This window comes from Rhizobium sp. BT03, from assembly GCF_030053155.1.
Lineage (GTDB): Bacteria > Pseudomonadota > Alphaproteobacteria > Rhizobiales > Rhizobiaceae > Rhizobium.
On sequence record NZ_CP125642.1, the window covers coordinates 157251 to 183851 of the forward strand.

27 protein-coding genes are annotated in these 26601 nt (G+C 61.3%); 15 read left to right on the forward strand and 12 right to left on the reverse strand.

The window, feature by feature from the left end:
* Positions 1 to 15 precede the first annotated feature (15 nt).
* Complete coding sequence (locus QMO80_RS25505; protein WP_283201118.1) at positions 16 to 1557, forward strand: DHA2 family efflux MFS transporter permease subunit; 1542 nt, start codon at positions 16 to 18, stop codon at positions 1555 to 1557.
* Positions 1558 to 1660: 103 nt separating this feature from the next.
* Positions 1661 to 2272, forward strand: coding sequence for a L,D-transpeptidase (locus QMO80_RS25510; RefSeq protein WP_283201119.1), 612 nt, complete (start codon positions 1661 to 1663; stop codon positions 2270 to 2272).
* A gap of 68 nt (positions 2273 to 2340) precedes the next feature.
* Here QMO80_RS25510 and QMO80_RS25515 read toward each other — a convergent pair whose 3' ends face one another.
* The gene (locus tag QMO80_RS25515; protein ID WP_283201120.1) at positions 2341 to 2751 is read right to left on the reverse strand and encodes a hypothetical protein; all 411 of its coding nucleotides are present in this window, start codon (positions 2749 to 2751) and stop codon (positions 2341 to 2343) included.
* Between the two features lie 280 nt (positions 2752 to 3031).
* On the opposite strand from QMO80_RS25515, the gene QMO80_RS25520 reads away from it, so the two are divergent.
* From QMO80_RS25520 to QMO80_RS25530, 3 genes are all read left to right on the forward strand, one after another.
* On the forward strand, positions 3032 to 3640 hold the full coding sequence (locus QMO80_RS25520; RefSeq protein ID WP_283201121.1) for a DUF2026 family protein: 609 nt from the start codon (positions 3032 to 3034) through the stop codon (positions 3638 to 3640).
* 34 nt (positions 3641 to 3674) lie between these two features.
* On the forward strand, positions 3675 to 3818 hold the full coding sequence (locus QMO80_RS25525) for a hypothetical protein (RefSeq protein ID WP_283201122.1): 144 nt from the start codon (positions 3675 to 3677) through the stop codon (positions 3816 to 3818).
* Between the two features lie 99 nt (positions 3819 to 3917).
* Positions 3918 to 7205: a cellobiose phosphorylase gene (locus QMO80_RS25530; protein WP_283201123.1), complete on the forward strand. Its 3288-nt coding sequence runs from the start codon at positions 3918 to 3920 to the stop codon at positions 7203 to 7205.
* Positions 7206 to 7209: 4 nt separating this feature from the next.
* On the opposite strand, the gene QMO80_RS25535 is transcribed toward QMO80_RS25530, so the two are convergent.
* The 5 genes from QMO80_RS25535 to QMO80_RS25555 form a co-directional block, all read right to left on the reverse strand.
* On the reverse strand, positions 7210 to 7953 hold the full coding sequence (locus QMO80_RS25535) for a FadR/GntR family transcriptional regulator (RefSeq protein ID WP_283201124.1): 744 nt from the start codon (positions 7951 to 7953) through the stop codon (positions 7210 to 7212).
* A 113-nt stretch (positions 7954 to 8066) separates the two neighbouring features.
* Positions 8067 to 8831, reverse strand: coding sequence for a 2-dehydro-3-deoxy-D-gluconate 5-dehydrogenase KduD (kduD, locus tag QMO80_RS25540; protein WP_283201125.1), 765 nt, complete (start codon positions 8829 to 8831; stop codon positions 8067 to 8069).
* The gene (kduI, locus tag QMO80_RS25545) at positions 8828 to 9664 is read right to left on the reverse strand and encodes a 5-dehydro-4-deoxy-D-glucuronate isomerase (RefSeq protein WP_283201126.1); all 837 of its coding nucleotides are present in this window, start codon (positions 9662 to 9664) and stop codon (positions 8828 to 8830) included. The genes kduD and kduI overlap by 4 nt, the downstream gene beginning before the upstream one ends.
* A gap of 606 nt (positions 9665 to 10270) precedes the next feature.
* Positions 10271 to 10417, reverse strand: a complete 147-nt coding sequence (locus tag QMO80_RS25550; protein ID WP_011428254.1) for a DUF1127 domain-containing protein — start codon at positions 10415 to 10417, stop codon at positions 10271 to 10273.
* Between the two features lie 190 nt (positions 10418 to 10607).
* Positions 10608 to 11588 (reverse strand): 3'-5' exonuclease, encoded by a 981-nt coding sequence (locus QMO80_RS25555; protein ID WP_283201127.1) that lies wholly within the window; start codon positions 11586 to 11588, stop codon positions 10608 to 10610.
* Positions 11589 to 11703: 115 nt separating this feature from the next.
* Here QMO80_RS25555 and QMO80_RS25560 point away from each other — a divergent pair, with 115 nt between their 5' ends.
* The 6 genes from QMO80_RS25560 to QMO80_RS25585 all read left to right on the forward strand — a co-directional run bounded on the left by QMO80_RS25560 (position 11704) and on the right by QMO80_RS25585 (position 15718).
* Positions 11704 to 12972 carry an NAD(P)/FAD-dependent oxidoreductase gene (locus tag QMO80_RS25560; protein WP_283201128.1) on the forward strand — a complete coding sequence of 423 codons (1269 nt, stop codon included), beginning with the start codon at positions 11704 to 11706 and terminating at the stop codon, positions 12970 to 12972.
* Positions 12973 to 13196: 224 nt separating this feature from the next.
* The gene (locus tag QMO80_RS25565; protein WP_283201129.1) at positions 13197 to 14228 is read left to right on the forward strand and encodes an aldo/keto reductase; all 1032 of its coding nucleotides are present in this window, start codon (positions 13197 to 13199) and stop codon (positions 14226 to 14228) included.
* Between the two features lie 101 nt (positions 14229 to 14329).
* On the forward strand, positions 14330 to 14515 hold the full coding sequence (locus tag QMO80_RS25570; RefSeq protein WP_283201130.1) for a hypothetical protein: 186 nt from the start codon (positions 14330 to 14332) through the stop codon (positions 14513 to 14515).
* An 11-nt stretch (positions 14516 to 14526) separates the two neighbouring features.
* Positions 14527 to 14736, forward strand: coding sequence for a cold-shock protein (locus QMO80_RS25575; protein ID WP_283201131.1), 210 nt, complete (start codon positions 14527 to 14529; stop codon positions 14734 to 14736).
* A gap of 232 nt (positions 14737 to 14968) precedes the next feature.
* Complete coding sequence (locus QMO80_RS25580; protein ID WP_283201132.1) at positions 14969 to 15193, forward strand: hypothetical protein; 225 nt, start codon at positions 14969 to 14971, stop codon at positions 15191 to 15193.
* Between the two features lie 144 nt (positions 15194 to 15337).
* Positions 15338 to 15718, forward strand: a complete 381-nt coding sequence (locus tag QMO80_RS25585; protein ID WP_116276594.1) for a DUF6481 family protein — start codon at positions 15338 to 15340, stop codon at positions 15716 to 15718.
* A 41-nt stretch (positions 15719 to 15759) separates the two neighbouring features.
* Here QMO80_RS25585 and minE read toward each other — a convergent pair whose 3' ends face one another.
* The 3 genes from minE to minC all read right to left on the reverse strand — a co-directional run bounded on the left by minE (position 15760) and on the right by minC (position 17641).
* Positions 15760 to 16020, reverse strand: a complete 261-nt coding sequence (gene minE, locus QMO80_RS25590) for a cell division topological specificity factor MinE (RefSeq protein ID WP_049734360.1) — start codon at positions 16018 to 16020, stop codon at positions 15760 to 15762.
* Positions 16017 to 16832 carry a septum site-determining protein MinD gene (gene minD, locus QMO80_RS25595; RefSeq protein ID WP_003594851.1) on the reverse strand — a complete coding sequence of 272 codons (816 nt, stop codon included), beginning with the start codon at positions 16830 to 16832 and terminating at the stop codon, positions 16017 to 16019. Before minD ends, minE begins: the two co-directional genes overlap by 4 nt.
* 83 nt (positions 16833 to 16915) lie before the next feature.
* Entirely contained in the window at positions 16916 to 17641 is a 726-nt protein-coding gene (gene minC / locus QMO80_RS25600) for a septum site-determining protein MinC (protein WP_283201133.1), read from the reverse strand.
* Positions 17642 to 18075: 434 nt separating this feature from the next.
* On the opposite strand from minC, the gene QMO80_RS25605 reads away from it, so the two are divergent.
* Entirely contained in the window at positions 18076 to 18699 is a 624-nt protein-coding gene (locus QMO80_RS25605) for an outer membrane protein (protein ID WP_283201134.1), read from the forward strand.
* Positions 18700 to 18820: 121 nt separating this feature from the next.
* Here QMO80_RS25605 and QMO80_RS25610 read toward each other — a convergent pair whose 3' ends face one another.
* Both QMO80_RS25610 and QMO80_RS25615 read right to left on the reverse strand, forming a co-directional pair.
* On the reverse strand, positions 18821 to 19831 hold the full coding sequence (locus tag QMO80_RS25610; RefSeq protein ID WP_283201135.1) for a helix-turn-helix domain-containing protein: 1011 nt from the start codon (positions 19829 to 19831) through the stop codon (positions 18821 to 18823).
* A gap of 85 nt (positions 19832 to 19916) precedes the next feature.
* Positions 19917 to 20504, reverse strand: a complete 588-nt coding sequence (locus QMO80_RS25615) for a TetR/AcrR family transcriptional regulator (protein WP_283201136.1) — start codon at positions 20502 to 20504, stop codon at positions 19917 to 19919.
* 98 nt (positions 20505 to 20602) lie between these two features.
* Between QMO80_RS25615 and QMO80_RS25620 the strand changes: the two genes are divergently transcribed.
* From QMO80_RS25620 to QMO80_RS25630, 3 genes are read left to right on the forward strand one after another with little or no spacing between them, the layout of a single operon-like run.
* A complete protein-coding gene (locus tag QMO80_RS25620; protein ID WP_283201137.1) occupies positions 20603 to 21718 on the forward strand; it encodes an efflux RND transporter periplasmic adaptor subunit in 1116 nt (371 codons plus the stop codon).
* Positions 21718 to 24846, forward strand: coding sequence for an efflux RND transporter permease subunit (locus tag QMO80_RS25625; RefSeq protein ID WP_283201138.1), 3129 nt, complete (start codon positions 21718 to 21720; stop codon positions 24844 to 24846). Before QMO80_RS25620 ends, QMO80_RS25625 begins: the two co-directional genes overlap by 1 nt.
* Before the next feature lie 17 nt (positions 24847 to 24863).
* Complete coding sequence (locus QMO80_RS25630) at positions 24864 to 25505, forward strand: TetR/AcrR family transcriptional regulator (RefSeq protein WP_283201222.1); 642 nt, start codon at positions 24864 to 24866, stop codon at positions 25503 to 25505.
* A 28-nt stretch (positions 25506 to 25533) separates the two neighbouring features.
* Here QMO80_RS25630 and QMO80_RS25635 read toward each other — a convergent pair whose 3' ends face one another.
* Positions 25534 to 26529 carry a LacI family DNA-binding transcriptional regulator gene (locus QMO80_RS25635; RefSeq protein WP_283201223.1) on the reverse strand — a complete coding sequence of 332 codons (996 nt, stop codon included), beginning with the start codon at positions 26527 to 26529 and terminating at the stop codon, positions 25534 to 25536.
* Positions 26530 to 26601: the final 72 nt, after the last annotated feature.

Sequence of the window (26601 nt, forward strand, 5' to 3'; positions counted from 1 at the left end):
GCGCGGGATCATCGTATGCTGAAACGACCTGAACCTGCTCGTCCCGACCGACCGCCCGCCATCGTCTGGCTCGGTTTCCTCGCCATGTGCGTCGGCATGTTCATGGCGATCCTCGACGTTCAGGTAGTGGCGACATCGCTGCCGACCATCCAGTCGGCGCTGGGTATCGATCCCGACCAGATGAGCTGGATACAGACGGCCTATCTGATCGCCGAAGTGGTGGCGATCCCGCTGACCGGCCTGCTGACGCGGCTGCTTTCGATGCGATGGCTGTTCGTGACCGCCATCAGCCTGTTCGTCGCAGCCTCGGCCGGCTGCGCGCTGAGCGGCAGCTTCGGCGAACTGGTGGCCTGGCGGGTGCTGCAGGGCTTTTCCGGCGGAACCTTGATCCCTTCGGTGTTTTCGGCCGTGTTCATCCTGTTCCCGAACGAGCGGCAGGCGCTGGCGACGACGATCGCCGGCGTGCTGGCGGTGCTGGCGCCCACCGTCGGACCGATCGTCGGCGGATGGCTGACCGAAACCTATTCCTGGCACTGGCTGTTCCTGATCAACATCCTTCCGGGCATTGCCTCGGCCATCCTGGCCGCCCGCTTCCTGCCACGGCAGGCGGCCGATCCGTCCGAACTCCGGCATCTCGACGGCCTGTCGCTGCTGCTGATGGCCGCCGCCTTGACGAGCCTGGAACTCAGCCTGAAAGAGGCGCCGACCAGCGGCTGGACTTCGGCCTATGTGCTGAGCCTGCTGGTCGTCTGCCTCGTATCGGGCGGCGCGTTCACGGCGCGGACGCTACGCCGGCGCCGGCCGATCGTCGATCTCGGCAATTTCGCCGATCGAAACTTTCTCGTCGGCTCGACCTTAAGCTTCGTGCTGGGCATCGGCCTGTTCGGCTCGGTCTACCTGATGCCCGTGTTTCTCGCTTTCGTCAGGGGCCACGATGCGCTCGAAATCGGCGTGACGATGCTGGTCACCGGCATCGCCCAGCTGGTCACGGCGCCGGTTGCGGTCGCGCTGGAGAAGCGCATGGATGCGCGGCTGCTGTCGACCGCCGGTTTCGCGCTGTTTGCGATCGGCGTCGGCATGAGCGCCTTTCAGGATCCCCGTTCGGATTACGATGCGATGTTCTGGCCGCAGATCGTGCGCGGCGTCGCCATCATGTTCTGCCTGCTGCCGCCGACGCGGCTGGCGCTCGGCACGCTCCCGGCCGATCGCATTCCCGATGCCAGCGGGCTCTTCAATCTGATGCGCAATCTCGGCGGGGCGATCGGCATCGCCCTGATCGACACGATCATCTACACCCGCTCGGAGCCGCTGGGCCAAAGCCTGTGGGCGCGCCTTCAGGCCGGTGACGTCGACGCCGCGGCATTCGTCGGCGCACCCCTTCCGGCCATATCGGGCCATAGCGGCAGCTTCGATGCGGAGACCACGGCGCTGCTCGATCCGCTGGTCCAGACCGCAGCCAGCGTTCAGGCGATCAACGAAGCCTGGATGGTCGTCGCCGTCCTCACCGGCTGCGCCCTCGTCTGCGTGCCCTTCGCCAGACGGCCGGCGCCGGGGTGAAGACCGTCGCTGACAGTGGCAGGTCACCCCAAATGGGCAATGGTCATAGTGCCGCCACAGAATTCGATCCATTCATGCTTGAGATACAAGCGGATGGCGAAAAATGAGATTGCTGGCTCTTCTTGCTGTGGCCGTTTTGCTGACGGTGGTTCAAGCCCATGCCCAAGTTTATGAACCGTATGATGGATACGACGAATACGGCGGCTACGACTATGATGACCCGTATAGCCCGTATCCACCTCCGCCGTATTACGACCCCGCCCCTCGCGATCAGGAACCTCTGTATGATCGCAGAGAACCCTCGACACGAAGTGCAAGGGGAACCATCGTGATCGCCACGCGTGAGCACACCCTTATTTACATGACGTCATCGGGTGAACAGTTCGCCTACCCAATCGCCGTCGGCCGCGAAGGCAAGCAATGGTACGGATCAACCCGGGTCGTATCCAAGCGAATGCATCCCGAATGGCGGCCGACGGCGAGCATGCGGCAGAAGAACCCAAGGCTTCCCGCGGTCGTGAAGGCTGGCCCTGCCAATCCGCTTGGAACCCGCGCAATTTACCTGGCCGACGGGCTGCTCCGCATCCACGGCACCAACGACCCCGCCTCCATCGGAACCAATGCTTCGAGCGGTTGCTTTCGGATGTACCGCGAGGACGTCGAGGAACTTTACGATATGGTCCAGCCGGGGACCCGAGTGATCGTCCAGCGGTAATCGGATCGGCTGCGGTCGCAGGTTGCTCGCCAGTCATACGTCGACGCGGCTGCCCGTTGCGGGAAATATCAATCAGATACAGTAACGTCGATCCATCGACCGGTTCCTTGGCCACCGTAGATATCGACGTCAATCCATACGCTGCCACGCACGATCATATCGGCGGCCTCTCGCGTCATCGTTCCGTTCCGAAGCATCTGCTCCATAGCTTGGCGATTTGCCGGATCGGTAAAGAACGAGTCTGATTGATCGTCAGGATCGCGCACACGGTACTGATGGAAATTCGCCCTGTCTTGTCGGATGATCTGCCACGGCTGGGTAAGTCTAGCCCCATTCGAGTTGTAAAGATCAGCCTTGCCGATATACGCGCGGTAGCTCTCAATCAGGCGATTGCTGTGGGTGGCCTGAACCCTCGCTTGAGCGTGTGCCGGTCCCGCGACGATGACCGAGCTGAATAGAATCAATAATAATTTCCGCATGTTGCCCTCTCAAAATGAGGGCTCTTATCTGGAGTTGAGCCAATTCGCCAAGCAAAAAACGTCTCATTGGGAACGCCCGTGGATTCGGCCGAGATTGCACCGCTCAAGGGGATGTAAGACTGCAATCCAATTTCGCCGGCACAAGGGGCGCAGCCCCTTTATGCGTTTCATGAGGGCGACATTCTCGGCTTCGCATACTCACGCGTTGTGCTACTAGCTGTGGAAATGTGGGGCTATGTCGTCGACAAGCAACCAGTTGAATGAAAACAGGTAAACAGAAATGCTGATCAAGCAAACCGACTATCACCGGATTTATCGAGTTATCAATAGCTTGATCTTGAATGAGAACGGAAATCCCGCGCACGCCTGTATGTACTTCGCTACATTCGGCTCGTTCATTCTCGAACAGCACTATAAGGTGAAAGCGACGCCCAAAGGCGGCCTTGCGGCATATAATCTGGATGGGACAATGATCCTGTTTGCCGACCACCGTGAGGATGGTTACGTCACAGGAGCCGGTGAGAATTTCCATTGCTGGGTCGAAGCAGACGGTTGGGCCATTGATTTCATGGCCCCTGCGTTCTCAGAGACGGCGGCAGGTCTCCAGGTCCCGTCAAAGATGTTTCAGCGGCCCTTGTCATCCATGGCGCCCAGCATCAATGATTTGAACCACTCCGGAGACTTCTTCTATTTGTCCGAACCTGCCGCGACCGCCGCCCGCTTTCAGGATTGGCACAAACTTGCGATGATCGGTGATCTGGCAACTGTTGCAGCAACGTGGTTTCGAAAGACTCCCAAAAATATGGCTGCCGCTATCTCCGTGGGCAATCAGTCAGGCAAGACCAGAAGCGTTCCTCTTATCGGCAATCCGCTTGTCGGCAGTTGGTGAGAGCGACGCGCCACTGGGCTAGCGGAATTGTCTAATGCCTTTCTCGCCGCAAGAGGCACAGGAAGGCACGACCGCGGCCAGCGTTCAGGCGATCAACGAAGCCTGGATGGTCGTCGCCGTCCTGACCGGCTGCTCGCTCGTCTGCGTGCCTTTCGCCCGGCGGCTGGCGCCGAGGTGAAGTGACCCGTTGCCGGTCTTGCCGCCCGCGGGTAAGATTTCTCTCAAGCATTTTGCGTCATCCTTCGATTCTCCTCTGACGCCAATCGACGAGATTTCAATGGCCCCGGACACTGCCCGCAGTTTTCAAATGCCCCGCCGCGACGAGTTTGGCCTCCTTGCGATCAGCAACGGTTCCGGCCTGTCGATATCGGCGCTGCCGAACGGGACGCTGTTTGCCATCGAATATGCCGACGACAAGGGAGCGGTGCAGATCAACCAGATCCAGGGCTCGCCGCTCATCGGCGGCATCGGGCGGCTTTATCTGCGCATCGGCGGCGCTCGGCCGGAGGTCGTCGAAATCGTCGGGCCGCGCGCCAATGGCAGCTTCGGACATGATGCGACGCGCTTTTCGTGGAGCGGAAAAACCGGCGATATCGGCTATAACGTCCGGCTCGAGCTGCATCCCACCGAAACGGCATGGGTCTGGCGTGTCGCCCTCCGGCACCTGAAGGAGAAAACGCTGCCGGCGGATCTGGTGCTGATCCAGGATGTCGGCCTCGGCGATCGCGGCTTCCTGATGAACAGCGAAGCCTATGCCTCCCAATATGTCGATCACCATATCGCCGATCATCAGACGTTTGGTCCCGTGGTGATGAACCGGCAAAATCTCAAACAGGGTGGTGGCCGCAATCCCTGGCTCATGCAGGGCTGCCTCGACGGCGCGGCTGCCTATGCCACGGATGCGATCCAGCTGGTGCAGGCGAAATACCGCCTCGGCGACCTCTTGGTCGGCCCCTTCGGCACCAGCCTGCCGAGCAAGCGGCGGCAGCAGGAGACGGCATGTCCGGCCATCCAGTCGAAATCGCTCTCCATTTCGGCAAGCGGCGCGACTGCGACCTTCTTCGCGCTCTTTGCCGCCGATCATCCCGAGGCGTCGAGCGATGCCGATCTTCTTCGGCTCGACGGGCTTGCGGCGGCAGAGAGGGTGATCGGCGATCTCGAGGAGACGGTGCCGGTCCGCAGCCTGCTGCAGGACGCGTCTCTGCTGGAGGTCGAGCCGCTCGACAAAAAGGCGATCGGCCGCCTTTATCCCGAGCGGAGCCTGGAAGAGCGCGCCGGCGGAAAGCTGCTGTCGTTCTTCGTACCGGATGGCGCGCTGAACCGTCACGTCGTGCTGCGCGACAAGGAGCTGTTGGTGGCGCGCCGCCACGGTGCGATCGTCAGAAGTGGTGAGAATATGCTGCTCGACGATTCCACCCTTGCCACGACCTGCTGGATGCAGGGCATCTTCGGCGCGCAGCTGACGATCGGCAATACCTCCTTTCACAAGCTCTTCTCCGTCTCCCGCGATCCCTACAATCTGACGCGCACCAGCGGGCTGCGCATCATGGCGGATGTCGGCGCTGGCTGGCAGCTGCTGGCGGTGCCGTCGGCTTTCGAAATGGGGCTCAGCGACTGCCGCTGGATCTATCAGTGCGCCGGCCGCACGATCATTGTAACGGCGGTCGCCTCCGGCGAGGATGCGGCAATGCAGTGGGCGGTCTCGGTCGAGGGCAAGCCGTGCCGCTTCCTGGTCTTCGGCCATGTGGTGCTCGGCGAACGTGAATATGACGCGGGCGGCCGGATCGAATTCGATACGGCGCGCAAGCGTATCCATTTCCGGCCGGATCAGACCTGGCTCTGGGGGGAGCGTTATCCCGCTGCCGGTTATTGGCTGGTAAGTTCGACGCCCGATGCCATCGAGGAGATCGGCGGCGACGAACTGCTTTATATCGATGGGATGCCACGCAACGGCGCCTTCGTCGCGCTGCGCTCGCAGCCGACACAGGCGCTCTCATTCGCCGTCGTCGGCTCGATGACCGATGCTGAAGACGCCGACCGGCTGGCAGAGCGGTATCAGGCCGGCGTCACCGATGAAGCGATGCTGGCGCCGGCTTCCAAATTCTGGCGCAACACCGTGCGCGGCCTGACGATCGACAGCCCTTCATCGGATCTTGCCGCGCAGGCGACGCTGCTGCCCTGGCTCGCGCACGACGCCATCGTGCATCTGAGCGTGCCGCACGGCCTCGAGCAATATACCGGTGCGGCCTGGGGCACGCGCGACGCCTGCCAGGGCCCGATCGAGTTCCTGCTTGCCTACGAGCATGACCGTGAAGCCAAAGAAGTGGTGAAAACCGTCTTCAGCGAGCAATATCTTGAGAAAGGCGACTGGCCGCAATGGTTCATGCTGGAGCCTTATGCCAACATCAGGGCAGGCGACAGTCATGGCGATATCGTCGTCTGGCCGCTGAAAGCGCTCTGCGACTATATCGAAGCGACGGGCGATCTCGCCGTTCTCGACGAGAAAGTCTCCTGGCGTGACGAAAAGACCATGCAGAAGGCGGCGGAGACCGACACCATCGCGATCCATGTCGAGAAACTGCTCGATACCGTCCGCGGCCAGTTCATTCCGGGAACGCATCTGATCCGCTATGGCGAGGGAGACTGGAACGATTCCCTGCAGCCGGCCGATCCGCATCTGCGCGATTGGATGGTCAGCAGCTGGACCGTCGCCCTACTCTACGAGCAGATCGTCCGTTATTCGGCGATCCTGCGCCGCCTCGGCCGTGGCGATGACGCTAAAGCGTTGAGGAAGACCGCAACCGCGATGCGCCGGGATTTCAACCGCCATCTCGTGCGGGACGGTATCGTGGCCGGCTACGGTATCTTCGATCCCGCCCATGACGGCGTCGAATTGCTGCTGCACCCGAGCGATAAGCGCACCGGCCTCTCCTACTCGCTGATCTCGATGACGCAGGCGATGCTCGGCGGGCTGTTCACGCCGGCGCAGAGGCAGGATCATATGACGCTGATCGAGGAGCATCTGCTCTTCCCCGACGGCGTGCGGCTGATGGAAAGGCCCGCGACCTATGCCGGCGGACCCGAGACGCTGTTTCGCCGCGCCGAATCCTCCTCCTTTTTCGGCCGCGAGATCGGGCTGATGTATGTGCATGCGCATCTGCGCTATTGCGAAACCCTCGCTCTGGGCGCTGCAGCGGACGAACTCTGGAAGGCAATTGCCGTTGCGAATCCGATCGCCGTTACCGCGGCGCTGCCGCAGGCTTCGCTGCGCCAGCGCAATACTTATTTCAGCAGCAGCGATGCGGCTTTCCATGACCGCTATCAGGCGGAGGCCGAATGGGAGGGCGTCAAGGCCGGAAAGGTCGCTGTCGATGGCGGCTGGCGCATCTATTCCAGCGGCCCCGGGCTCTACACGAGGAGCGTTGTCGAAAATATCCTCGGCTTCAAACGGCGCTTCGGCCGGCGCAGACGCAAACCGCTGCTGCCCGAGGCTCACGCCTCCGTCGAGCTGCAGACGGATCACGCAGCCTGGCGGCGGCTGATGAAAGCGAAGCCAAAGGCCTAACACTTCAAGAGGAAGTGCTGGCGTCGCGCAGTTCTTCGAAGCGGGCGGCACTCTTCGACAGGTGCGTTCGGATGGCGCGACGGGCGGCAGCCTCCTCGCCGTCGCGGATCGCCGTGAATATGGCGTGGTGCTCCCGGCGCATGCGCGCCGCATGGCGCTTGCGCTCGACCGCCGTCATCTTGTCCAGGCGCGCCCATTGCCGCGGCACCATGATGTCGCCGAACGTATCGAAGAGGCGGCCATAATAGGAATTCTGCGTCGCGACCAGGATCGACCGGTGGAAGGCGTAATCCTCCTGCGCGCCATATCCGCCCTCCTCGAGCGCCTTGTCGAGCGCATCGAGCCGAGCCTGCATGCGGCCGAGATCTTCGGGCGTGCGCCGCAGCGCGGCAAGACCGGCGGCTTCGTATTCGACCCCCATGCGCAGCTCCAGCACGCGCAGAACCTCGTCGATCGACTGCAGGTCGTTGGGAATGATCGAGAAGGATCTGGGCGTCGGATCGTTCGAGACGAAAGCCCCGAGGCCCTGCCGCGTGGTGATCAGGCCCTTGGCGCGGAGCGTGGCGAGCGCTTCGCGAACGATCGTCCGGCTGACGCCGGTCGTCCTCATGATTGCTTGTTCGGTCGGCAGGCGCTGGCCGGGTTTCAGATCACCGGATTCGATCTGCGCCATCAGCATATCGGCAAGGCCGCTGCGCAGGTTCGGCAGCTGCCGAGTGGTGGTGACCGCGTTGCCTCTTTCCGTCATCTCGTATCGATCCTGCCCCTGATGCGGCCGCGCCAGCCTCATTTCCTTTTGCTAACGCATGCCGGCGGGAAAGGCAAAACGACGTCGGTCACCGCCGCTCCTGATGATGCGGATCACCGCGCCAGCCAGCCGCCATCGACGGGCAGAACCGTTCCGTGCACGTAGTCGGAGGCCGACGATGCCAGGAAGACGGCGGCGCCGCCGAGCTCGGCGGGTGTTCCCCAGCGCCCGGCCGGAATGCGGGAAAGAATGGCGGCGTTGCGGTCGGCATCCTCGCGCAGCGCCGTGGTGTTGTTGGTGACGAAATAACCCGGCGCAATGGCGTTGACGTTGACGCCCTTGCCGGCCCATTCGCAGGCCAGCAGCTTAGTCAGTCCGGCAAGGCCGCTTTTCGAGGCGGTATAGGAGGGAATGCGGATGCCGCCCTGGAAGGAGAGCAGCGAGGCGATGTTGATGATCTTGCCCCTGCCCTTGTCGACCATGTGGCGGCCGGCCGCCTGCGACAGGAAGAAGGCCGTCTTCAGGTTGACGTCGATCACCGCGTCCCAGTCTTCCTCGGTGAAATCGAGCGCATCGGCGCGGCGGATGATGCCGGCATTGTTGACGAGAATGTCGAGGCCGCCGAAGGTCTGGATGGCCTCGGCGACGATCCCCTTGACCGGTTCGATGGTGCCGAGATCGGCCTTGACGACATGGAAGCGGCTTCCCGCCTGTTTCACCAGCGCCTCGGTTTCATCCATCGAGGACCGGCCGACGGCGACGATCGAGGCGCCGGCCTCGGCCAGCGCTGCCGCGATGGCCTGGCCGATGCCGGTATTGGCGCCGGTGACGACGGCAGTCCTGCCTGTGAGGTCGAAGGGATTGGCCACGGCGCTCACCTCAGATCCGCAATGGCGATGTGATCCATGTCGGTGAAGCTTTTATTGTCGCCGGCCATCGCCCAGATGAAGCTGTAATTCTTGGTGCCGGCGCCGGAATGGATCGACCAGGGCGGCGAGATGACCGCCTGTTCGTTGGCGACCAGCATATGCCGGGTCTGCTGCGGCTCGCCCATGAAGTGGAAGACGCGCTGCTCGGCTTCGAGATCGAAATAGAGATAGGCTTCCATGCGGCGGTCATGCGTATGGGCCGGCATGGTGTTCCAGACGCTGCCGGCTTCGATCATGGTGAAGCCGAGGGTCAGCTGGCAGGACTGGCAAACCTCAGGATGGATGAACTGGTAGATCGACCGCTTGTTGGCCGTCGCGGCTTCACCCGGCGTCAGGTGGCGGGCCTTTTCGCGGGTGAGCAACACCGTCGGATGCGTCTGATGCGCCGGCGTCGAGACCAGATAGAACTTGGCCGGATTGGCGGCATCCGCACTTTCGAACCGGAGGTCCTTGGCGCCCTTGCCGACATAGAGGCAATCATATTTGGCGAGATCGTAGCTCGTGCCGTCGACGCTGATGCGCCCGGCGCCGCCGATGTTCAGCGCGCCGAGTTCACGCTCGGCAAGGAAAGTTTCCTGGCCGATCGCCGTCGGCGCCGTCAGCGGCAGCCCGTCGGCGAGCGGCGTCGCGCCGCCGATGACCATGCGGTCGTAATGGGAATAAGTCAGCCGGATCTCGCCGCCCGCAAAGACGGTTTCCACCAGAAAGTGACGCCGCAGCGTCTCGGTGTCGTAATTGCGCACGGCCTCGGGATGGGAGGCGTGCCTCACGTCGATCTGCATGTCAAAATTCCTTCAGTTTCGTTGTCGTCAAGCGTCGTTGCTCGAGCGAAGCCGGATCCGTTCGTCGATCCGTTTCGCTCGGCAGTGAACCGAATGGTTACATAGTTGTACGACAAATTCGGAGTCAATATGTTTCTGCAGCTCACGGCCGCAACCGGCGACGATCCCAGGAAACATCAGTAAAATCAGGGATAAGCAGGAGAAGTCCAACATCGCCCGGCGATGGATGGCGCGCCGTGGTTTTCGAGGCGATCGACCAAAAACGAAAAAGCCTGCCGCGGGAGGAGGTGCGGCAGGCTTTCGAAAAAAACCGAACGACAGCTGGGAGGAGGAGTGCTGCCGTTCCCGCAGACGACCCTGGGAGGAGGATGGGGCGCCTGCATATCGAAGCGATGCGGGAGGAGGTGCATCGCTTCGATAGAAATAATCATACTTATTTCCTGCTCAGTTGGTAGGCATTTCTTTGCAGGGCAGCTATGCGTTATGCGAAAAGCGGGCGGCTTGATCAGGTGGTCCCGGCCTACCTGAAGCACAAAAGCAAAGCGCCCGCTTCTGGAGAAAGCAGGCGCCGGCCAAACTCTTAGTAAATGCTTAGTCTACAGGCCGTTAGCGGGCGATGGCAGCGCGAGCGACGTTGCGGATGTCGCCGCGGCCGATGCCGAGGTCGTCCAGTTCGCGCGTGGACATACGGCCCAGTTCAGCGACCGTCTGACGGTACTTGCGCCAGTTGTTAAAAGAGCGTGCTACGTTCATGATGATCCCCTTTCCGTGGGCTTTCGAAGCCTAGCTGCCAGTCCTTGGCGCTTCGTTCGCTTCGATGAGAGGTATATAATACGAGCCCTTCGATAGTTGCAGCGCCAATGCATCACTGCACCTATGCGACGTTTGCATGGGTCGGCATATTCGGGGCGTATTTTCGATCTGGATCCGAGCCGCTTCGCGGTCAGAGTTTGAAGCGATCGAAGGCCGTCAGCCGCACGATCGGCGGCTCTGCCTCTTTCCACCGGTAGATGTCCGAGCGCAGATAGGAAAGCTCGTCGTCAAGATCGTCTTCGCCGACTTCGATCCACCAGGACTTCAGCCGGCCGTCGCTGCCATCCGACCAGCGATACCCCCTCGCCTTCAGATGGTCCTTCATCTCGAACGGGCTGTGTTCGGCAAAAATGCGAATCCGCGAGCGCTGGCTGGCGCGGTAAAGCTCGGCAAACGGGCTTTCACCGTCGCCTTGTTCTCGATCGAGAATTTCCAGCAGCGCGTGGCAGTCATCCACGGCGCGGTGGCCGTCATGGAAATACCCGGCCTGGCCGACGAGATAGCCGAGCTTGGTGCCTTCGAAACCGCGGGCGCTCCAGTCGATCTCCGAAACCGAGCACGCCCAGGCCTTGCCGGCGAAAATCCTGGAGAAAGCTTCGCAGAACGGCCGGTCGAAACCGGCATTGTGGGCGATGATCAGATCCGCCGGCTCGATCAGCGCGCTCAACGATCTGCTGTCGATGACCTGGCCTTCGACCATCGAATCGGTGATGCCGGTCAGCCGGGTAACCTCCGGCGGTATCGGCCGCGACGGCTGTTGCAGGCCGCCATAGATGCCGACAATATCGCCGATCCCGCCGTCATCGTCGAATGTGAAGCCGACGGCGCCGATTTCGATGATTTCGTCGCTGCGGTGATTGAGACCGGTCGTCTCCGTATCGAGAATGACGCCGAGCCGCAGAAATTCCGGCCGTCTGACCGTTGCGATCGGCCGGGCGGTCAGTTTCCGCAGGATGCGGTAATTGCCGCTCTCTTCAAGCGTGCGCGCCATATCTTCATCGGAATGGCCGGCCGGCTGCGACAACGGCCGGCGCGAGGGAGCGCGCGCCTTGGCGACTGCCGGCGATGCCCTGGCAAACATGTCGAGTTGCGAATCTCTCTGCACGCTCATCGGACCTGTATGTCACGGAGACGCGGTTTAATCCATCGCGCGCGGCGCTATCCCCAGCCCTTGCCTTTCGTGGACATGAAAGATTAGCTGAGCGCGCGCAGCCAAAGGAAAAGCCATGCCCGGTGACAACGGTAAGGGTGTCGAACAGGATGTCGTCATCATCGGCGCCGGCGCCGCCGGCATTGCCGCCGCCCGGCACCTGCAGGCGATCCGCCCGGATCTTTCGATCCTGCTTCTGGAAGCCGCCGATCGTCTCGGCGGCCGCGCCTCGTCGGTCGGGCTGCCGGGAGCATCCGATATCGCGCTCGATCTCGGCTGCGGCTGGCTGCACGGGGCGCGGACCAATGCCTGGACGGGGCTTGCCGATGCGGTCGGATTGACGGTCGACCGCACACCGGCGCCCTGGAACGGCGGCCGGCGGCTGCAGCGCGACGATGCGGAGACCCAGGCCGCGCAACATGCGATCGGCGCCTATTTTGAACGGCTCGACAGTCATGAGGGCGATGACACAAATCTGGCCGCGATGCTCGAACCCGGCAATTCCTGGAACGGCCAGATCCGGGCGATCGGCACGTATATCACCGGCGCCGAGCTGGAACGCTCGTCGGTCGTCGACTACACCAGATACGACCCCGGCCCCGGCCCCGATTGGCGGGTGCGCGAGGGCTATGGAACATTGATCTCGCTTTACGGCAGGCCGGTTCCGGCAAGGCTCGGCGTCGAGGTCACGCGCATAAACCACCGCCCTGCCGGCGGTGTCGGCATCGAGACGAACCGGGGTGGGCTCAGCGCCCGTGCGGTGCTGGTGACCGTTTCCACCAATGTGCTTGCCGCCGGCAGGATCGTCTTCGACCCTCCCTTGCCCGAGAAGATCGAGGCGGCGGCGCGCCTGCCGCTCGGGCTTGCCGACAAGCTCTTCCTCAGGCTCGCCCATCCGGAGGCGCTGCCGGCCGATACCCATATGCTCGGCTCCGTCAGCCGTGCTGCCACCGGCACCTATCAGCTCCGGCCGCTCGGCGCTCCTGTCGTCGAAGCCTATTTTGCCGGCGACCTCGCGCATGATCTGGAGCGGGAGGGGAAAGAGGCCGCCTTTGCCTTCGCTGGAGATGAGCTGGCGGCACAATTCGGCGCCGATGTCCGCAAGCATTTGTCGGTGGCCGCGATCTCGGCCTGGGCCGCTGCACCCCATATCGGCGGCTCCTATTCCTATGCCGAACCCGGCGCCTCCGATCTGCGCGGGGTCCTCGCCGCACCGCATGACGGACGGATCTTCTTTGCCGGCGAAGCCTGTTCGCGCGCGCGTTATTCGACGGCGCACGGCGCCTACGAGACCGGCGTCGCCGCAGCCGATCTGATTGCCGGATCGCTGTCGAGAAAAGCGTAAGTCGCCGGCCGCGCTGGCCCGCGGGAATATTTTTTCCCACTTGTGGCACGGGCGGGATTGGGTATGTTGCTCCAGCCCCTGCGCCAGATGAGCCAGGGCGCCAGACGTCATCCGGCGGCAAGCGGCCGCCTCAAGCTCGATATTGTCATTAGATTGCGGAAGCCCCGGCTTCTATCCCGGCGATTTTGCGCGTCGGCTGCGGGCCTCTGCATCAGGAGGAAGAAATGGATTATCGCAAGCTCGGTCCCAGCGGGACCGTCGTCACCGCCTATTGCCTGGGCACCATGACCTTCGGCGCGGAGGCCGACGAAGCGGCCTCGCACAAGCTGCTCGACGATTATTTCGCCTGGGGCGGCAATTTCATCGATACCGCCGATGTCTACAGCGCCGGCAAGTCGGAAGAGATCATCGGACGCTGGCTGAAGGCCCGCCCGACCGAAGCCCGCCAGGCGATCGTCGCCACCAAGGGCCGCTTTCCGATGGGCAACGGACCGAACGATATCGGCCTGTCGCGCCGGCATCTCGGCCAGGCGCTCGACGATTCTCTCAGCCGCCTCGGCCTTGATCAGATCGACCTCTACCAGATGCATGCCTGGGACGCGCTGACGCCGATCGAGGAAACGCTGCGCTTCCTCGACGACGCGGTTTCCTCAGGCAAGATCGGCTATTACGGCTTCTCCAACTATGTCGGCTGGCATATCGCCAAGGCCTCGGAGATCGCCAAGGCGCGCGGTTATACGCGCCCGGTGACGCTGCAGCCGCAATATAACCTGCTGGTGCGCGACATCGAGCTTGAAATCGTCGCCGCCTGCCAGGATGCCGGCATGGGCCTGTTGCCGTGGTCGCCGCTCGGCGGTGGCTGGCTGACCGGCAAATACAAGCGCGACGAGATGCCGACCGGCGCCACCCGCCTGGGCGAAAATCCCAACCGCGGCGGCGAATCCTATGCGCCGCGCAATGCGATGGAACGAACCTGGGCGATCATCGCGGTTGTCGAGGAAATCGCCAAGGCGCACGGCGTCAGCATGGCGCAGGTGGCGCTCGCCTGGACGGCGGCGCAGCCGGCGATCACCTCGGTCATCCTCGGCGCCCGCACGCCGGAGCAACTGGCCGACAATCTCGGCGCCATGAAGCTCAAGCTCACAGGCGACGACATGGCGAGACTGAATGAGGTCAGCGCCCCTCGGCCTTTCGACTATCCCTACGGCAAGGGCGGCATCAACCAGCGCCACCGCAAGGTCGAAGGCGGCCGTTGAGCACGACGCATGACGAGCCGCAGAAAATGCGGCTCACTCGCAGCGCATGAGGCCATGCGCGACAGCGATATGTAAAATCTCGAGATGCAACTTTATGACGAATGAAAATTTCCAAAAAACTAAAAGTTGACGAATTCAGATTCGATGCTTATATCGGCATTGTCGATATTGCTTGTTTGACTTTTGTTATCGCGCGCTGGCAACGTGCCCTGGACGAACTTCCCTCTTCAAAATCGAGATCATCATCCGTCGTGCTTCCCGCACGCGCGGTCATTCAATTGCTATGAAAGGGTTTGTTATGACCACTGGCACAGTTAAATGGTTCAATTCCACCAAGGGCTTCGGCTTCATTCAGCCTGATGACGGCGGCGCTGACGCCTTCGTTCACATCTCTGCCGTCGAGCGCGCCGGAATGCGTGAAATCGTCGAAGGCCAGAAGATCGGCTACGAGCTTGAACGCGATAACAAGTCGGGCAAAATGTCCGCTTGCAATCTGCGAACTGCCTAAAATTGTTATCTGCTTTCCTGTGACCACGGATGTACTGGCACTGTTGAAAGCATGATACCGGCGAGGTCAGGCAAGTTGCCTGGCCTTTTTGTTGCGCACGCCGAGCGGCGATTGCATAATTCCTTAAATCGGAATTGATCTAAGGAATTATGCAGCATTTCAAAGTGTTGCAGCGTCCTTTGCGTGTCTTTTTGGCAGACGCGCGGCGCTGCCACGAAAATCCAGGACTGATATGACGGATACACATAGCAAATCGCGCCAGCGGGCGGAGATCGCCTTCGGAAACGTACAATCGCAATTCTTGGCGCGCAGCCGCGCGGTTGAGGAAATCGACCAGACCGTGCGCGCCCGCGAGGAAAAGACCTTGAGATTGCGCGCAGCCCGTGAGGCCAAGGAATTGCAGGATCGCTTGATGGCGGCCGACGGCCCTGCCGTGAAGCGAAAAAAGAAAATGTGATTCAAGATCTAGATGATTTCGAACCGGATTGGCATAATAGCATCCGGATCCCAATCGAAGAAATAGAGCATAGGGTCATCCGAAAGCCGCACAGTTTTCGGCATTCATGCTCTAACGTCGCAGTCAACCAGTCAGGTAACAGAATTGAAAAACGCCAGAAACAATGAGCTTTCCGATCGTCGCGGCGCCGCTGCCGAAGCCAAGGCTGCTCTCCTCAATGCGTATCGTGACGCCAAGGATAAGGCTGAACCGACCCGGCTCGCCAAGCAGGCAGAGCGTCAGGCCGTCGCCGCGGCCAGGGAAGAACGCCGCGCCGAGCGGGAGCGGGTAAAGCTTGAGGAACGCGCGCAGGCTCAAGCCGCCGAAGCAGAACGCCAGGCCGCCGCAGAGGCCGCAGCACGCGCCGACGCCGAGGCGCGCGAAGCGGCTGACAAAGACCGGATCGCTCGCGTCATTGCCGATGAAGCCGCCCGGAAGGCTGCACGCGACCTGCGTTACGCCAACCGAAAAGCCCGAAAGTCGTAAATGCCGGCGCCGCCTGTTGTCACAACAGGCGGCGCTGTCTTTCAGGCGGCCTGCACGGCCGCATTCAACGGGATTTCGACATCGATTTCGAGCGTCGAGACGTATTCGTTGCGATCGATCGTCACCTGCACCTTGTCATGATCAAGCTCGACATGCTTTGCGATCACCGCCAGGATTTCCTCACGCAGCAGCGTGACCAGGTCCGAGCCGGCCGAAGAGCGCTCATGGGCAAGAAGCACCTGCAGGCGTTCGCGGGCGGCCGGTGCGGTTCTCTGCTTGTTGAAGAGACGGAAAATATTCATGCTGCCCTCCGTCCGAAGATCTTGCCGAAAATATTGCGCTTTTCCTCAGGGATCGCCATCGGCACCAACTCGCCGGCGAGCCGGCGGGCGGCATCGAAATAGGCCATTGCAGCCGGGCTGCGGCTTTCTGCCAGCGTGACCGGCGCACCGATATTGGATGCCCGCAGGACATCCATGCTTTCGGGCACGATGCCGAGCAACGGGATGGACAGGATTTCCAGCACGTCGTCGACCTTGAGCATGTCGCCGCGTTCGGCGCGGTTGGCGTCGTAGCGGGTCAGCAGCAGGTGCTTTTCCATCCGCTCGCCGCGTTCGGCCTTGGCGGTCTTGGCATCGAGCAGGCCGATGATGCGATCGGAATCGCGCACCGACGAGACCTCAGGGTTGGTGACGACGACAGCGACATCGGCATGGCGCATGGCAAGCGTTGCGCCGCGCTCGATCCCGGCAGGGCTGTCGCAGATGATCCAGTCGAAATAGCGCTTCAGGTCGTTGATGACGCGTTCGACGCCCTCGGCCGTCAGATTGTCCTTGTCGCGCGTCTGCGAGGCCGGCAGCAGGAACAGCGTCTCCAGCCGCTTGTCGCGGATCAGCGCCTGGGTGAGTTTGGCATCACCCTGGATGACATTGATCAGGTCGTAGACGACCCGGCGCTCGGCGCCCATGACGAGGTCGAGATTGCGCAGGCCGACGTCGAAATCGACGACGACGACCTTTTCATTGCGTTGCGCCAGCGCCGCTCCCAATGCGGCGGTCGAGGTCGTCTTTCCGACCCCGCCCTTGCCTGACGTGACGACGATCACTTTCCCCATGTCTCTCTCCTTTGCCGTGCCGCAGTAATTCAAAGTGTTACGTCGTGTCCTTCGCGCGTCTGAAGAGACGCGCGGTGCTGTGGTCAGATCAGTTTGTCCGCCATGATCGCATCGTCTTCGAGCCAGAGCTGAACAGCCTGCCCGCGAAGATTGGGCGCCATGTCTTCCGCCATTTTGTAGATGCCGTCGATTGCAACCAGTTCGGCCTCGAGCTTGCGGCAGAAGATCCGCGCCGAGGCGTTGCCGATGGACCCCGCCATGGCCCGGCCACGCAGCGCCCCATAGATATGGACCGACCCGCCGGCGATGACTTCGGCGCCCGAGGCGACCGACCCGACGATGGTGACGTCGCCTTCCGGGAAGATCACCGATTGCCCCGAGCGCACCGGCTCCCGGATGACGATCGATTGCGTCGTTGCCGGACGGATCTCGGCTGCTACTGCTGGTTTCACCGCTGAATCGGCAGGTTCATTGGCCTGAACCTCGATGTCGGAAGCGGAGCGACCGCCTTTCAGCGCCGGCGGCATGCCCGAGCCGAGAATGGAAGGTCGCGCCCCCTCGATGCCCATGATGCTGACATTGCGCTTGGCCAGTTCGGCGATGAGCTCCTTCAGCTGCGGCTTGTCGATTTGCAGATCGGTCAGATCGAGCACGACCGGGCGTCCGAGGAAGAAACCGGCCGAACGCGCGGCCAGATCGTCGAGCCTCGCCAACCAATCATCGAAAGGAAGGTCCGGAGACAACATGACGGCCAGGAAGGAGCGGCCCTTGATGCGGATAGAGCGAGCGTCTGTTAGCACTTTGGTCATCTATGTGAAGAAATCGTTGACCATGTCTACCGCCGACATGGTTAACAAAAAGTTAACGCGGCGTAGATATTCCCTAACGTGATGCGGCTCGGTTGAGGGCGAAACTTCAAGTAACTACCTAAAAAGATTATATTTTTGTAATCGCGAAGTGAGGGCAGGTGCTGGCATAGGATTAACCAAAGCCTGCATCAATTTCAAGGCTGGCAAGCGGGGCTGGTTACCGACCTCGCCCGGATGACGGCGTTGACTGCCCGCGACGATAAAATGCGCTGTCGCAGGCGTGACCGGCGGGGCTTCGGCTGGCTCTTCACCTCCCCGCAATGCGCAACTTGTACTATCGCGTACAATTCCGCGACTGTGTTATTATCGCTACAGCTTTTTTAGGATCCGCTGTTATATCCTCTGGTTGCAATGTCATGCCATGGGGTACAGAAATGAAGTTAACTATCGCCACTACCTTACTCGCACTTGTCGCTACCACTGCGTTCGCAGCCGACGCCGTTCAGGACGTCCCGGCTGCGCCTGTTGCGGCTGCACCCGTTTTCACCTGGTCGGGTCCGTATTTCGGCATCGATGGCGGCGCCGCATGGCTCAATGGTGATTTCAGCGTCGGCGGCTTCAGCGATTCTGAGGATTTCAACGGCGGCGTCTTCGGCGGATTTGCCGGCTACAACTTCCAGTTCGACAGCATCGTTGTCGGTATCGAGGGCAACCTGGAACACAACTGGAATGAACAGGAAGCGCTGGGTGCAGACATCGGAACCGATTGGGCCGGCGCTGTTCGTGGTCGTGTCGGTTACGCTTTCGACAAGGCGCTCATCTTCGGCGCAGCCGGCTGGACTGCCACACGCGGTTATGTGGACGTACCGGGTTTCGACAAGGAAACGGAAACCTTCAATGGCTATACCGTCGGCGCTGGCGTCGACTTTGCCTTCACCGACAATATCTTCGTTCGTGGGGAATATCGCTTCAACGACTTCGGCAAAAAAGATATTTTGGGCGTTGATGTCGACCTCGACCAGCACGAGCTCAAGTTCGGTGTCGGCGTAAAGTTCTAAGAACTGTCGACCAGATCAGCGTTATGAGAGCCTCGCCATGTTGGCGGGGCTTTTTAGGTTCCCACTCGGCGCGGCTGGTTTCAGATTAACGCGGCGGAGGTCTTGGGCTATCCCTGCAAAGTCAAAAGGCTGCCGTCTGCCGAGGTGGGACGAGCTCCGATTTTCGCCTGCGGGTTTCCCGAGGACTTTCCCCGTAAACCGACCCGTACAGTACAGAAAAGCGGCCGGCGTGGACGAATCCCCATTTCAGACAGATATCCCTGATGCTCTGCAGGTTCGACCGATCCAGCAGGTCTTTTCTGGCTGCGCGTAACCTTAGAGTTCTCAAGTAGCTGCCCGGTGTCGCCCCTTTGAAAGTCCGGAAGCCGGTTTCCAAGGCGCGAACCGAGACGTTGGCGGATTGAGCGATCATCGCGATCGTGATCGGCTCGGCAATATTGGCGTGCATGAAATCGATAGCCCGGCGAATGTGCCGGGGAGCGGGTGTAAATGCTGCCTGCTCCAGACGCTGAGAGTAGCGATGCGGCACCGATCTGATCAGCAATTCGGCGAGCGCCTGGGGGAGGTTGGTCATCGCTATCGGCGACTGCAGCAAGATGCCGTCTCCGAGTATGCCGGAGATCATCGTCTCGACGAGGTTCTTGACGAGATGTCCTGAGGGAGTTGATCCATCTACGACGGGTGACAGGTCCAGCGATCCGACAAGCGGGGCTTCGAACAACTGCCCGAAGGTCCGGCGAATCTGCTCCCAATCGAGAAAGAGTTTTTGCGATCGATGCAGCGCTCCCCGCACGAGGAAGTGATCCGCCTCGTGGCTTTGGCCAAGCAGGATCTGGCCCGGCGACGCTGTGGTCGTGATCTGCCGTCGCGTCATGCCGGAGAAACCCTCGCGCGGCACGTGAATGGTGAGCCATTCCGGCGTCTCTGCGGTGGCCGAAAGGTTCCACTCTCCATTGCATGCGAGATCGGCAACCGTCACCGCACCGTGTGTCCGTGCATCCGCCGACCAACGAAAGCCTTTCGCGCTATGAACCGGCGATGCGTCGAAGTGGGCAGGCCCGAGGAATGTCTCCAACATTCCGTTGAAGTCTGCGCCGGCCCATCGTGGAGTGCGTGCGGCGTTATTGATCATGAGAGCCTGTGGATTCGCGGGTGGAGCGGTGAGGCTATTCGCCTGCGCTGATCGTTTTCGGCAATGACGGTGCAGAGCCGGGATCTTATTCCTCCGCTGTGTCGCCCGCGATACGCTTGACGGCATCGGCCGCGGTTTCGAGCAGTCGCTCCGACATGCCCTGATCGGTCATGATGCGAGAGATGGTGACCGCGCCCACCATGAGGGACAGGACGACCATGGCTTTGTCATAGGGTTTCGCGCCGTCCGATGCCGGGATCAATTCGTCGAGAATCTGAAGATGCGCCTCGATGCCATTTTGGAACGGAAGTCGCACCTCTTCACTCTGGCGTGCCGCATCGGAGCCGAGTGCGGCCAAGGGGCAGCCATCACCTTTCTCTTCCTGGTGCCCGGTCGACAGATACATGCCGACAACCGCTTCAAGCGGTTCGGCGCTTCCGGCGGCAACCCTCGACCATCTGCGGACGGCACTTTCCATCGCCCGCCCGGACGCCAGCGCCACGAGATCATCCTTCGATTCGAACTGTTTGTAGAACCCGCCTTGGGTCAGGCCGGCTCCTTTCATCAGATCCTTCAGCCCGATGCCGTCGAAGCCATGCTCCCGGAAAAGCCGGCTTGCGACATTGATTACCGTCTCACGATTGGCCTCGGCCTGAGCGCGACTGACTCTCATTGCGATCTCCAATTAGATTTCATTTGACATCTATAGCAGTTTTAGAGTTAGATCGCAATCTAATTTAATCGCTGCGCCCGTCAAGAAGGCTTACTGACATGAACCGCAAAATCCTCCTCGCCTCGTTCGGCCTGCTGGCAGCTGCCGGCGCCACGGCATATTTCTTTGTCGGGGTGTCCTCGCAAGGAAGCGCGCAAGCCGCCGATCCCCGCACCGCACCGCCATTCGTCAAACTGGTGGAAGCAACGACGCCGGAGACAGCCGAGCGCAGCTTCACCGGCACCATCGCCGCGCGGGTGCAGAGCAATCTTGGTTTTCGGGTACCGGGCAAGATCGTCCAGCGTTATGTGGACGTCGGCGTGCAGGTCAAGGCCGGTCAGCCCCTGATGCGCATCGACGAGACCGATCTGCGTCTCGCACAGACGGCGAAACGAAACGCTGTCACTGCAGCCGAGGCCGTTCTGACGCAAGCGCAGGCAGACGAGAGACGTTATGCCGCTTTGGTGAAAAACGGATTGGCCGCGACGCCGCAGCGCTACGAGCAGGCAAAGGCAGCGCTCGACACCGCCACCGCGCAGCTTGCCGCGGCCGAAGCGGACGCCAAGGTCGCGGAAAACGAGACCGCCTATTCCGTCCTGGTTGCCGATACTGATGGAACGGTCGTCGAAACGCTGGGCGAGCCGGGACAGGTCGTGACGGCGGGACAAACCGTGGTCCGGCTCGCACAGGCCGGTCCGCGTGAAGCGCTGGTCTGGCTTCCGGAATTCCTCAGGCCTGAGATCGGCGACATCGCCGATGCCAGTGTCTACGGGAGCGAAAGCCGGCAGGACAAGGCGCGGCTTCGGCAGATCTCCGACGCAGCCGATCCGCAAACCCGCACCTATGAGGCGCGCTGGGTTCTGGACGGCGCCGCAGCGTCGGCGCCGCTGGGTGCGACAGTGACGATCAGGATCGCCAGCAGCAGCGGCCAATCGCATGCCGCGGTGCCGGTCGGCGCCTTATTGGACGATGGCAGTCGCACCGGCGTCTGGGTCTTCGATCAGACATCGTCGACCGTCCACTTCCGGCAGGTGAAAATCGAACAGATGGGTGAGGAGATCGCGGTGGTTTCCAGCGTCAATGCAGGCGAGCCGGTCGTCGCTCTCGGCGCCCATCTGCTGCAGGACGGCGCCAGCGTGCGCACCAAGGTGGAACAGGCAGAGGCGGCAAACTGATGAATTTCAATCTATCTGCGCTCGCCGTTCGCGAGCGGGCCGTCACGCTGTTCTTCATCGTACTGCTCGCCGCCGCCGGCGCCTATGCCTTCGTCAAGCTCGGGCGCGCCGAAGACCCCTCCTTCACCATCAAGACCCTGACCGTGACAGCCGTGTGGCCGGGCGCGACAGCGCGCGAAATGCAGGATCTGGTCGCCGAGCCGCTCGAAAAGCGCCTCCAGGAACTCACCTGGTACGATCGTGTCGAGACGACAACGCGGCCCGGCTACGCCTTTTTGACCGTCACCTTGAAGGACAGTACGCCGGCCACTGAAGTCGAGGAGGAATTCTATCAGGCGCGAAAGAAGCTCGGAGACGAGGCCCGCAACCTGCCGAGGGGCGTGCTCGGTCCCTTTGTCAACGACGAGTATTCCGATGTCAGCTTCGGGCTTTATGCGCTGAAGGCCAAGGGCATGCCGATGCGCGAGCTCGTGCGCCAGGCCGAGGTGATCCGCCAGGATCTCCTGCATGTGCCTGGAGTCAAGAAGATCAACATTCTCGGAGAGCGGCCCGAACAGATCTTCGTCGAGTTCTCCTATGCCAAGCTCGCCACCCTCGGCATTTCGGCACAGGACATCGCGGCCGCCTTGCAGCGGCAAAACACCGTGACGCCGGCCGGATCGATCGATACGCGAGGCCCCCAGGTGTTCATTCGCTTCGACGGCGCCTATGACAGTATCCAGGCGATATCAGACACGCCGGTCGCTGCGGCCGGACGCACCTTGAAGCTCTCGGATTTTGCCGACGTGCGGCGCGGTTATCAAGATCCCGCCACCTATCTCATTCGCCATGACGGCGAGCCCGCCATCATGCTGGCGGCGGTGATGCAACAGGGCTGGAACGGTCTAGACCTCGGCAAGGCGCTGGAGGAAAGATCCGCCGCCATTGCAAAGACCCTGCCGCTCGGCATGACGCTCGCCAAGGTCAGCGACCAGGCCGTCAACATCGACGAGGCCGTCGGCGAGTTCATGCTGAAATTCGCCATGGCGCTCGGTGTCGTACTGTTCGTCAGCCTTGTCAGCCTCGGCTGGCGTGTCGGGATCGTCGTCGCTCTGGCCGTTCCGCTGACCCTTGCCGTCGTCTTCCTCATCATGCTGGAAACCGGCCGGTTCTTCGATCGCATCACCCTTGGTGCGCTCATCCTGGCGCTCGGCCTCCTGGTCGACGACGCCATCATCGCCATCGAGGTGATGGTGGTGAAGATGGAAGAGGGGATGGATCGCATCAAGGCGGCCGCCTATGCCTGGAGCCATACCGCGGCCCCGATGCTGTCGGGCACGCTGGTGACGATCATCGGGCTGATGCCGGTCGGCTTTGCCCGGTCGACCGCCGGCGAATATGCCGGTAACATCTTCTGGGTCGTGGGCTTTGCCCTGATCGTCTCCTGGATCGTCGCGGTGATCTTCACCCCCTATCTCGGCGTCAAGATGCTGCCGGCGATCAAGCCGGTCGAAGGTGGCCATCACGCCATCTACAACACCCCGAATTACCAGCGCCTGCGGCGGCTGATCGAGTTCACCGTGCGCCACAAGTTCCTCATCTGTGCGGTGGTCGTCATCGCCATGGGGGCCTCCGTCGTTGGAATGGGCTCGGTGAAAAAGCAATTCTTCCCGACGTCGGACCGTCCCGAAGTTCTCGTCGAAGTCCGCATGCCCGAAGGCACCAGCATCGAGACGACGACGGCAACGGTTGAAAAGCTCGAAGACTGGCTGCAGAAGCAGCCGGAGGCAAAGACCGTCACCAGCTATGTCGGCCAGGGCGCTCCCCGCTTCTTCTTTGCCATGGCGCCGGAATTGCCGGACCCGTCTTTCGCCAAGATCGTCGTGCTGACCCCCGACGCTCACACACGCGAGGACTTGAAGCTTCGCCTGCGCGCCGCCGTTTCGGACGGGCTCGCCCCCGAAGCCTATGTCCGCGTCACCCAGCTCGTCTTCGGTCCCTACACGCCGTTTCCGGTCGAATTCCGGATCACCGGCCCTGATCCGCAGCAACTGTACCAGATATCCGAGAAAGCCCTCGACATCATGAAGAGCGTGCCGGATGTGCGCCAGGCAAACCGCGATTGGGGCAACCGCACGCCGGTGTTGCGCTTCGTTCCCGACCAGGATCGGCTGAACCTGATCGGCCTGTCGCCGGCCGAGGCAGGCCAGCAGATGCAATTGCTGCTGAGCGGAATTCCGATCACCGAGGTTCGCGAAAATATCCGCAGCGTGCCTGTCGTTGCCCGCAGTGCCGGCGAAAACCGGCTTGACCCGTCACGATTGGCAGACTTCTCGCTGATGAGCCGGGATGGGCGGCAGGTTCCGCTCGATCAGATCGGCCACTCGGAAATCCGGTTTGAAGAGCCGATCCTGAAACGGCGCGACCGTATGCCTGTCATCACCATTCGTTCCGATATCAACGAGGCGTCGCAGCCGCCTGAAGTATCTGAGCAGATTCTGAAGGCGCTTCAGCCGCTGATCGCCTCGCTTCCTGTCGGATATCGGATCGAGATGGGCGGAAACATCGAGGAATCACTCAAGGCCAATAACGCCCTGGTGAAAATCTTCCCGGTGATGATTGCCGCCATGCTGATCGTGATCGTGCTGCAGGTCCGCAGCCTGTCGACGATGACCATGGTCATGCTGACCGGGCCGCTCGGTCTTGCCGGGGCGGTTCCCGTCCTGCTGCTCTTCGACAAGCCCTTCGGCTTCAATGCCATTCTCGGATTGATCGGGCTGGCGGGAATTCTGATGCGCAACACCCTGATCCTGACGGAACAGATCAAGGAGAACAAGGCAGCCGGTCTCGACGATTATCACGCCGTCATCGAAGCGACGGTGCAGCGGACGCGTCCTGTCATCCTGACAGCCCTTGCCGCCGTGCTTGCCTTCATACCTCTCACGCACTCGGTGTTCTGGGGATCGATGGCCTACACGCTGATCGGTGGCACGGCGGTCGGCACGGTGATGATCCTGCTCTTCCTTCCCGCTCTCTACGCCAGCTGGTTCCGCATCAAGCCGACGAAAAATGAAAACCATGAAAATTCACCGAAGGAGGTGGAGTTACCGAAGGAGGTGGAATTACCAACGGCATTGGCTGCCGAGTGATGTTCTCCGAGGCGGCGATGACTTTTGGGGATCCGACAGCAACTGACCTGGAGCAGTCGCGGACGCGAATTCTCGAGGTGGCGGAAAGGTATTTTCGGCGGATCGGCTATCACAAGACGTCGGTCGCCGACATCGCCGCCGAACTCGGCATGAGCCGGGCCAATATCTATCGCTTCTTTCCCTCGAGGACGGCGATCAACAGTTCTGTCTGCGGACTTGTGGTCAAAGAGGTTGCTGAAATCGCTTTGGCGATTGCCCGATCGAATGCGCCGGCGAGCAAAAAGCTGGCGGATCTTTTGACCGCCATCCACCGGCACAGCACGAGAAGGCTGGTGGAGGACAGGCCCATGCACGAGCTGCTCGTCGCCGCCATGGATGGAAGTTGGTCAACGATCAACGCGCATAATGAGCAGATCCTGGCAATCCTCAAAGCCCTTGTCCGCGAGGGTCTGCAGACAGGAGAGTTCAACGTCGAAGACGTTGACGAAGCCGCGCGCGGCATCATTACCGCCTTCCTGCCGTTCTTCCATCCGGTTCTGGTCGAGCAGCGGGTTCAGGAGGGTGATGCCGCCGCAGTCAGCCTCCACGCCCAAATCCGCTTCATCATGAAAGCGCTCGGCACATCAGAGCGCGTCCTGCCTGAAGGGATAAGCGCTTAATCTAGCGCTGCCGACTCTCCGAAAAAGCTCAAGCGGATAATCTAGGCACGAGGCGGCCCGCCAATATGGCCGTTTCGGCCGCGCGCTTTCCAGTGATCATTTCGACCGTCATGTTGATCATCTCTTCGGCGGGCTGTTCGTAGGAGGTGAGGCCATACGCGTGAGCGGCTCCCAGTTCAATATTGTCGAAGCCGACCACCGCCAGATCCCGGGGAACGCGAAGGCCGAACTCGCTTCGAGTGACATCCATCGCTCCGAGCGCCAGAATATCGTTTTCGCACATCAGCACATCGATACGTGAAGCGGGCGACGTGGCGCTCAGATAGGCTCGAACCGCCTCGGCCCCGGCTTCGGCGCTATATTTTCGTGCGGTCAGCTCAACAACGCTTTCGACTCCCTTCCTATGCCAGAAATTTAAATAGTGCTGCCGCCGGCCGAGCGCGGTCGACAGCGTCTTCGCCCCCGTCATGAAGCCGGGGCGGCGATATCCCTTGTCGAACAGGTAGTCTACGATTTCGCCAAGGGCGAGTTCGGCATCGCAGGCGATGGCAGGAACGCCAGGAATTTGGCTGTCTCTCGCAAGAACAAACATTGGCGGCAAACCGGGATGAAGCCGTCGGTCGCTCAGTGTCTCCTCGCGAAAGGCTGTACCGAACAGAATGACGGCGTCGAATTGTCTCTGGTCGGCGTTTATCAGCGCGTGAACGTGGTCGAAATGATGATTGATGTTGACCAGCACGGCCAGCAGACCCTCTGCCTGCAAACGTTTCGTCAACCTCTCCAGAACTGGAAGCTTATGCGGATTCGCGAAATCGTCGACAAATACGGCGACCTGATGCGTCGTGTTCGTTGCAAGGCTGCGGGCAAGCAGGTTGGGTGAGTAATTCAGAGCCTCTGCCGCCTGAAGCACCTTCTGTCGGCTGGCATCTGTAATGGACGCCCCTGGAGTGAAGGCGCGGATGACCGTCCATTTCGATACGCCGGCGGCTTCCGCCACCTCTTTTGCTGTCGCCCGCTTGCGCATTTGCCGCCTCCTCAATTGGAATGAATATTCCACAAAAAAATAAAAATGGAATAGATCCTTGATTTTTGTCGA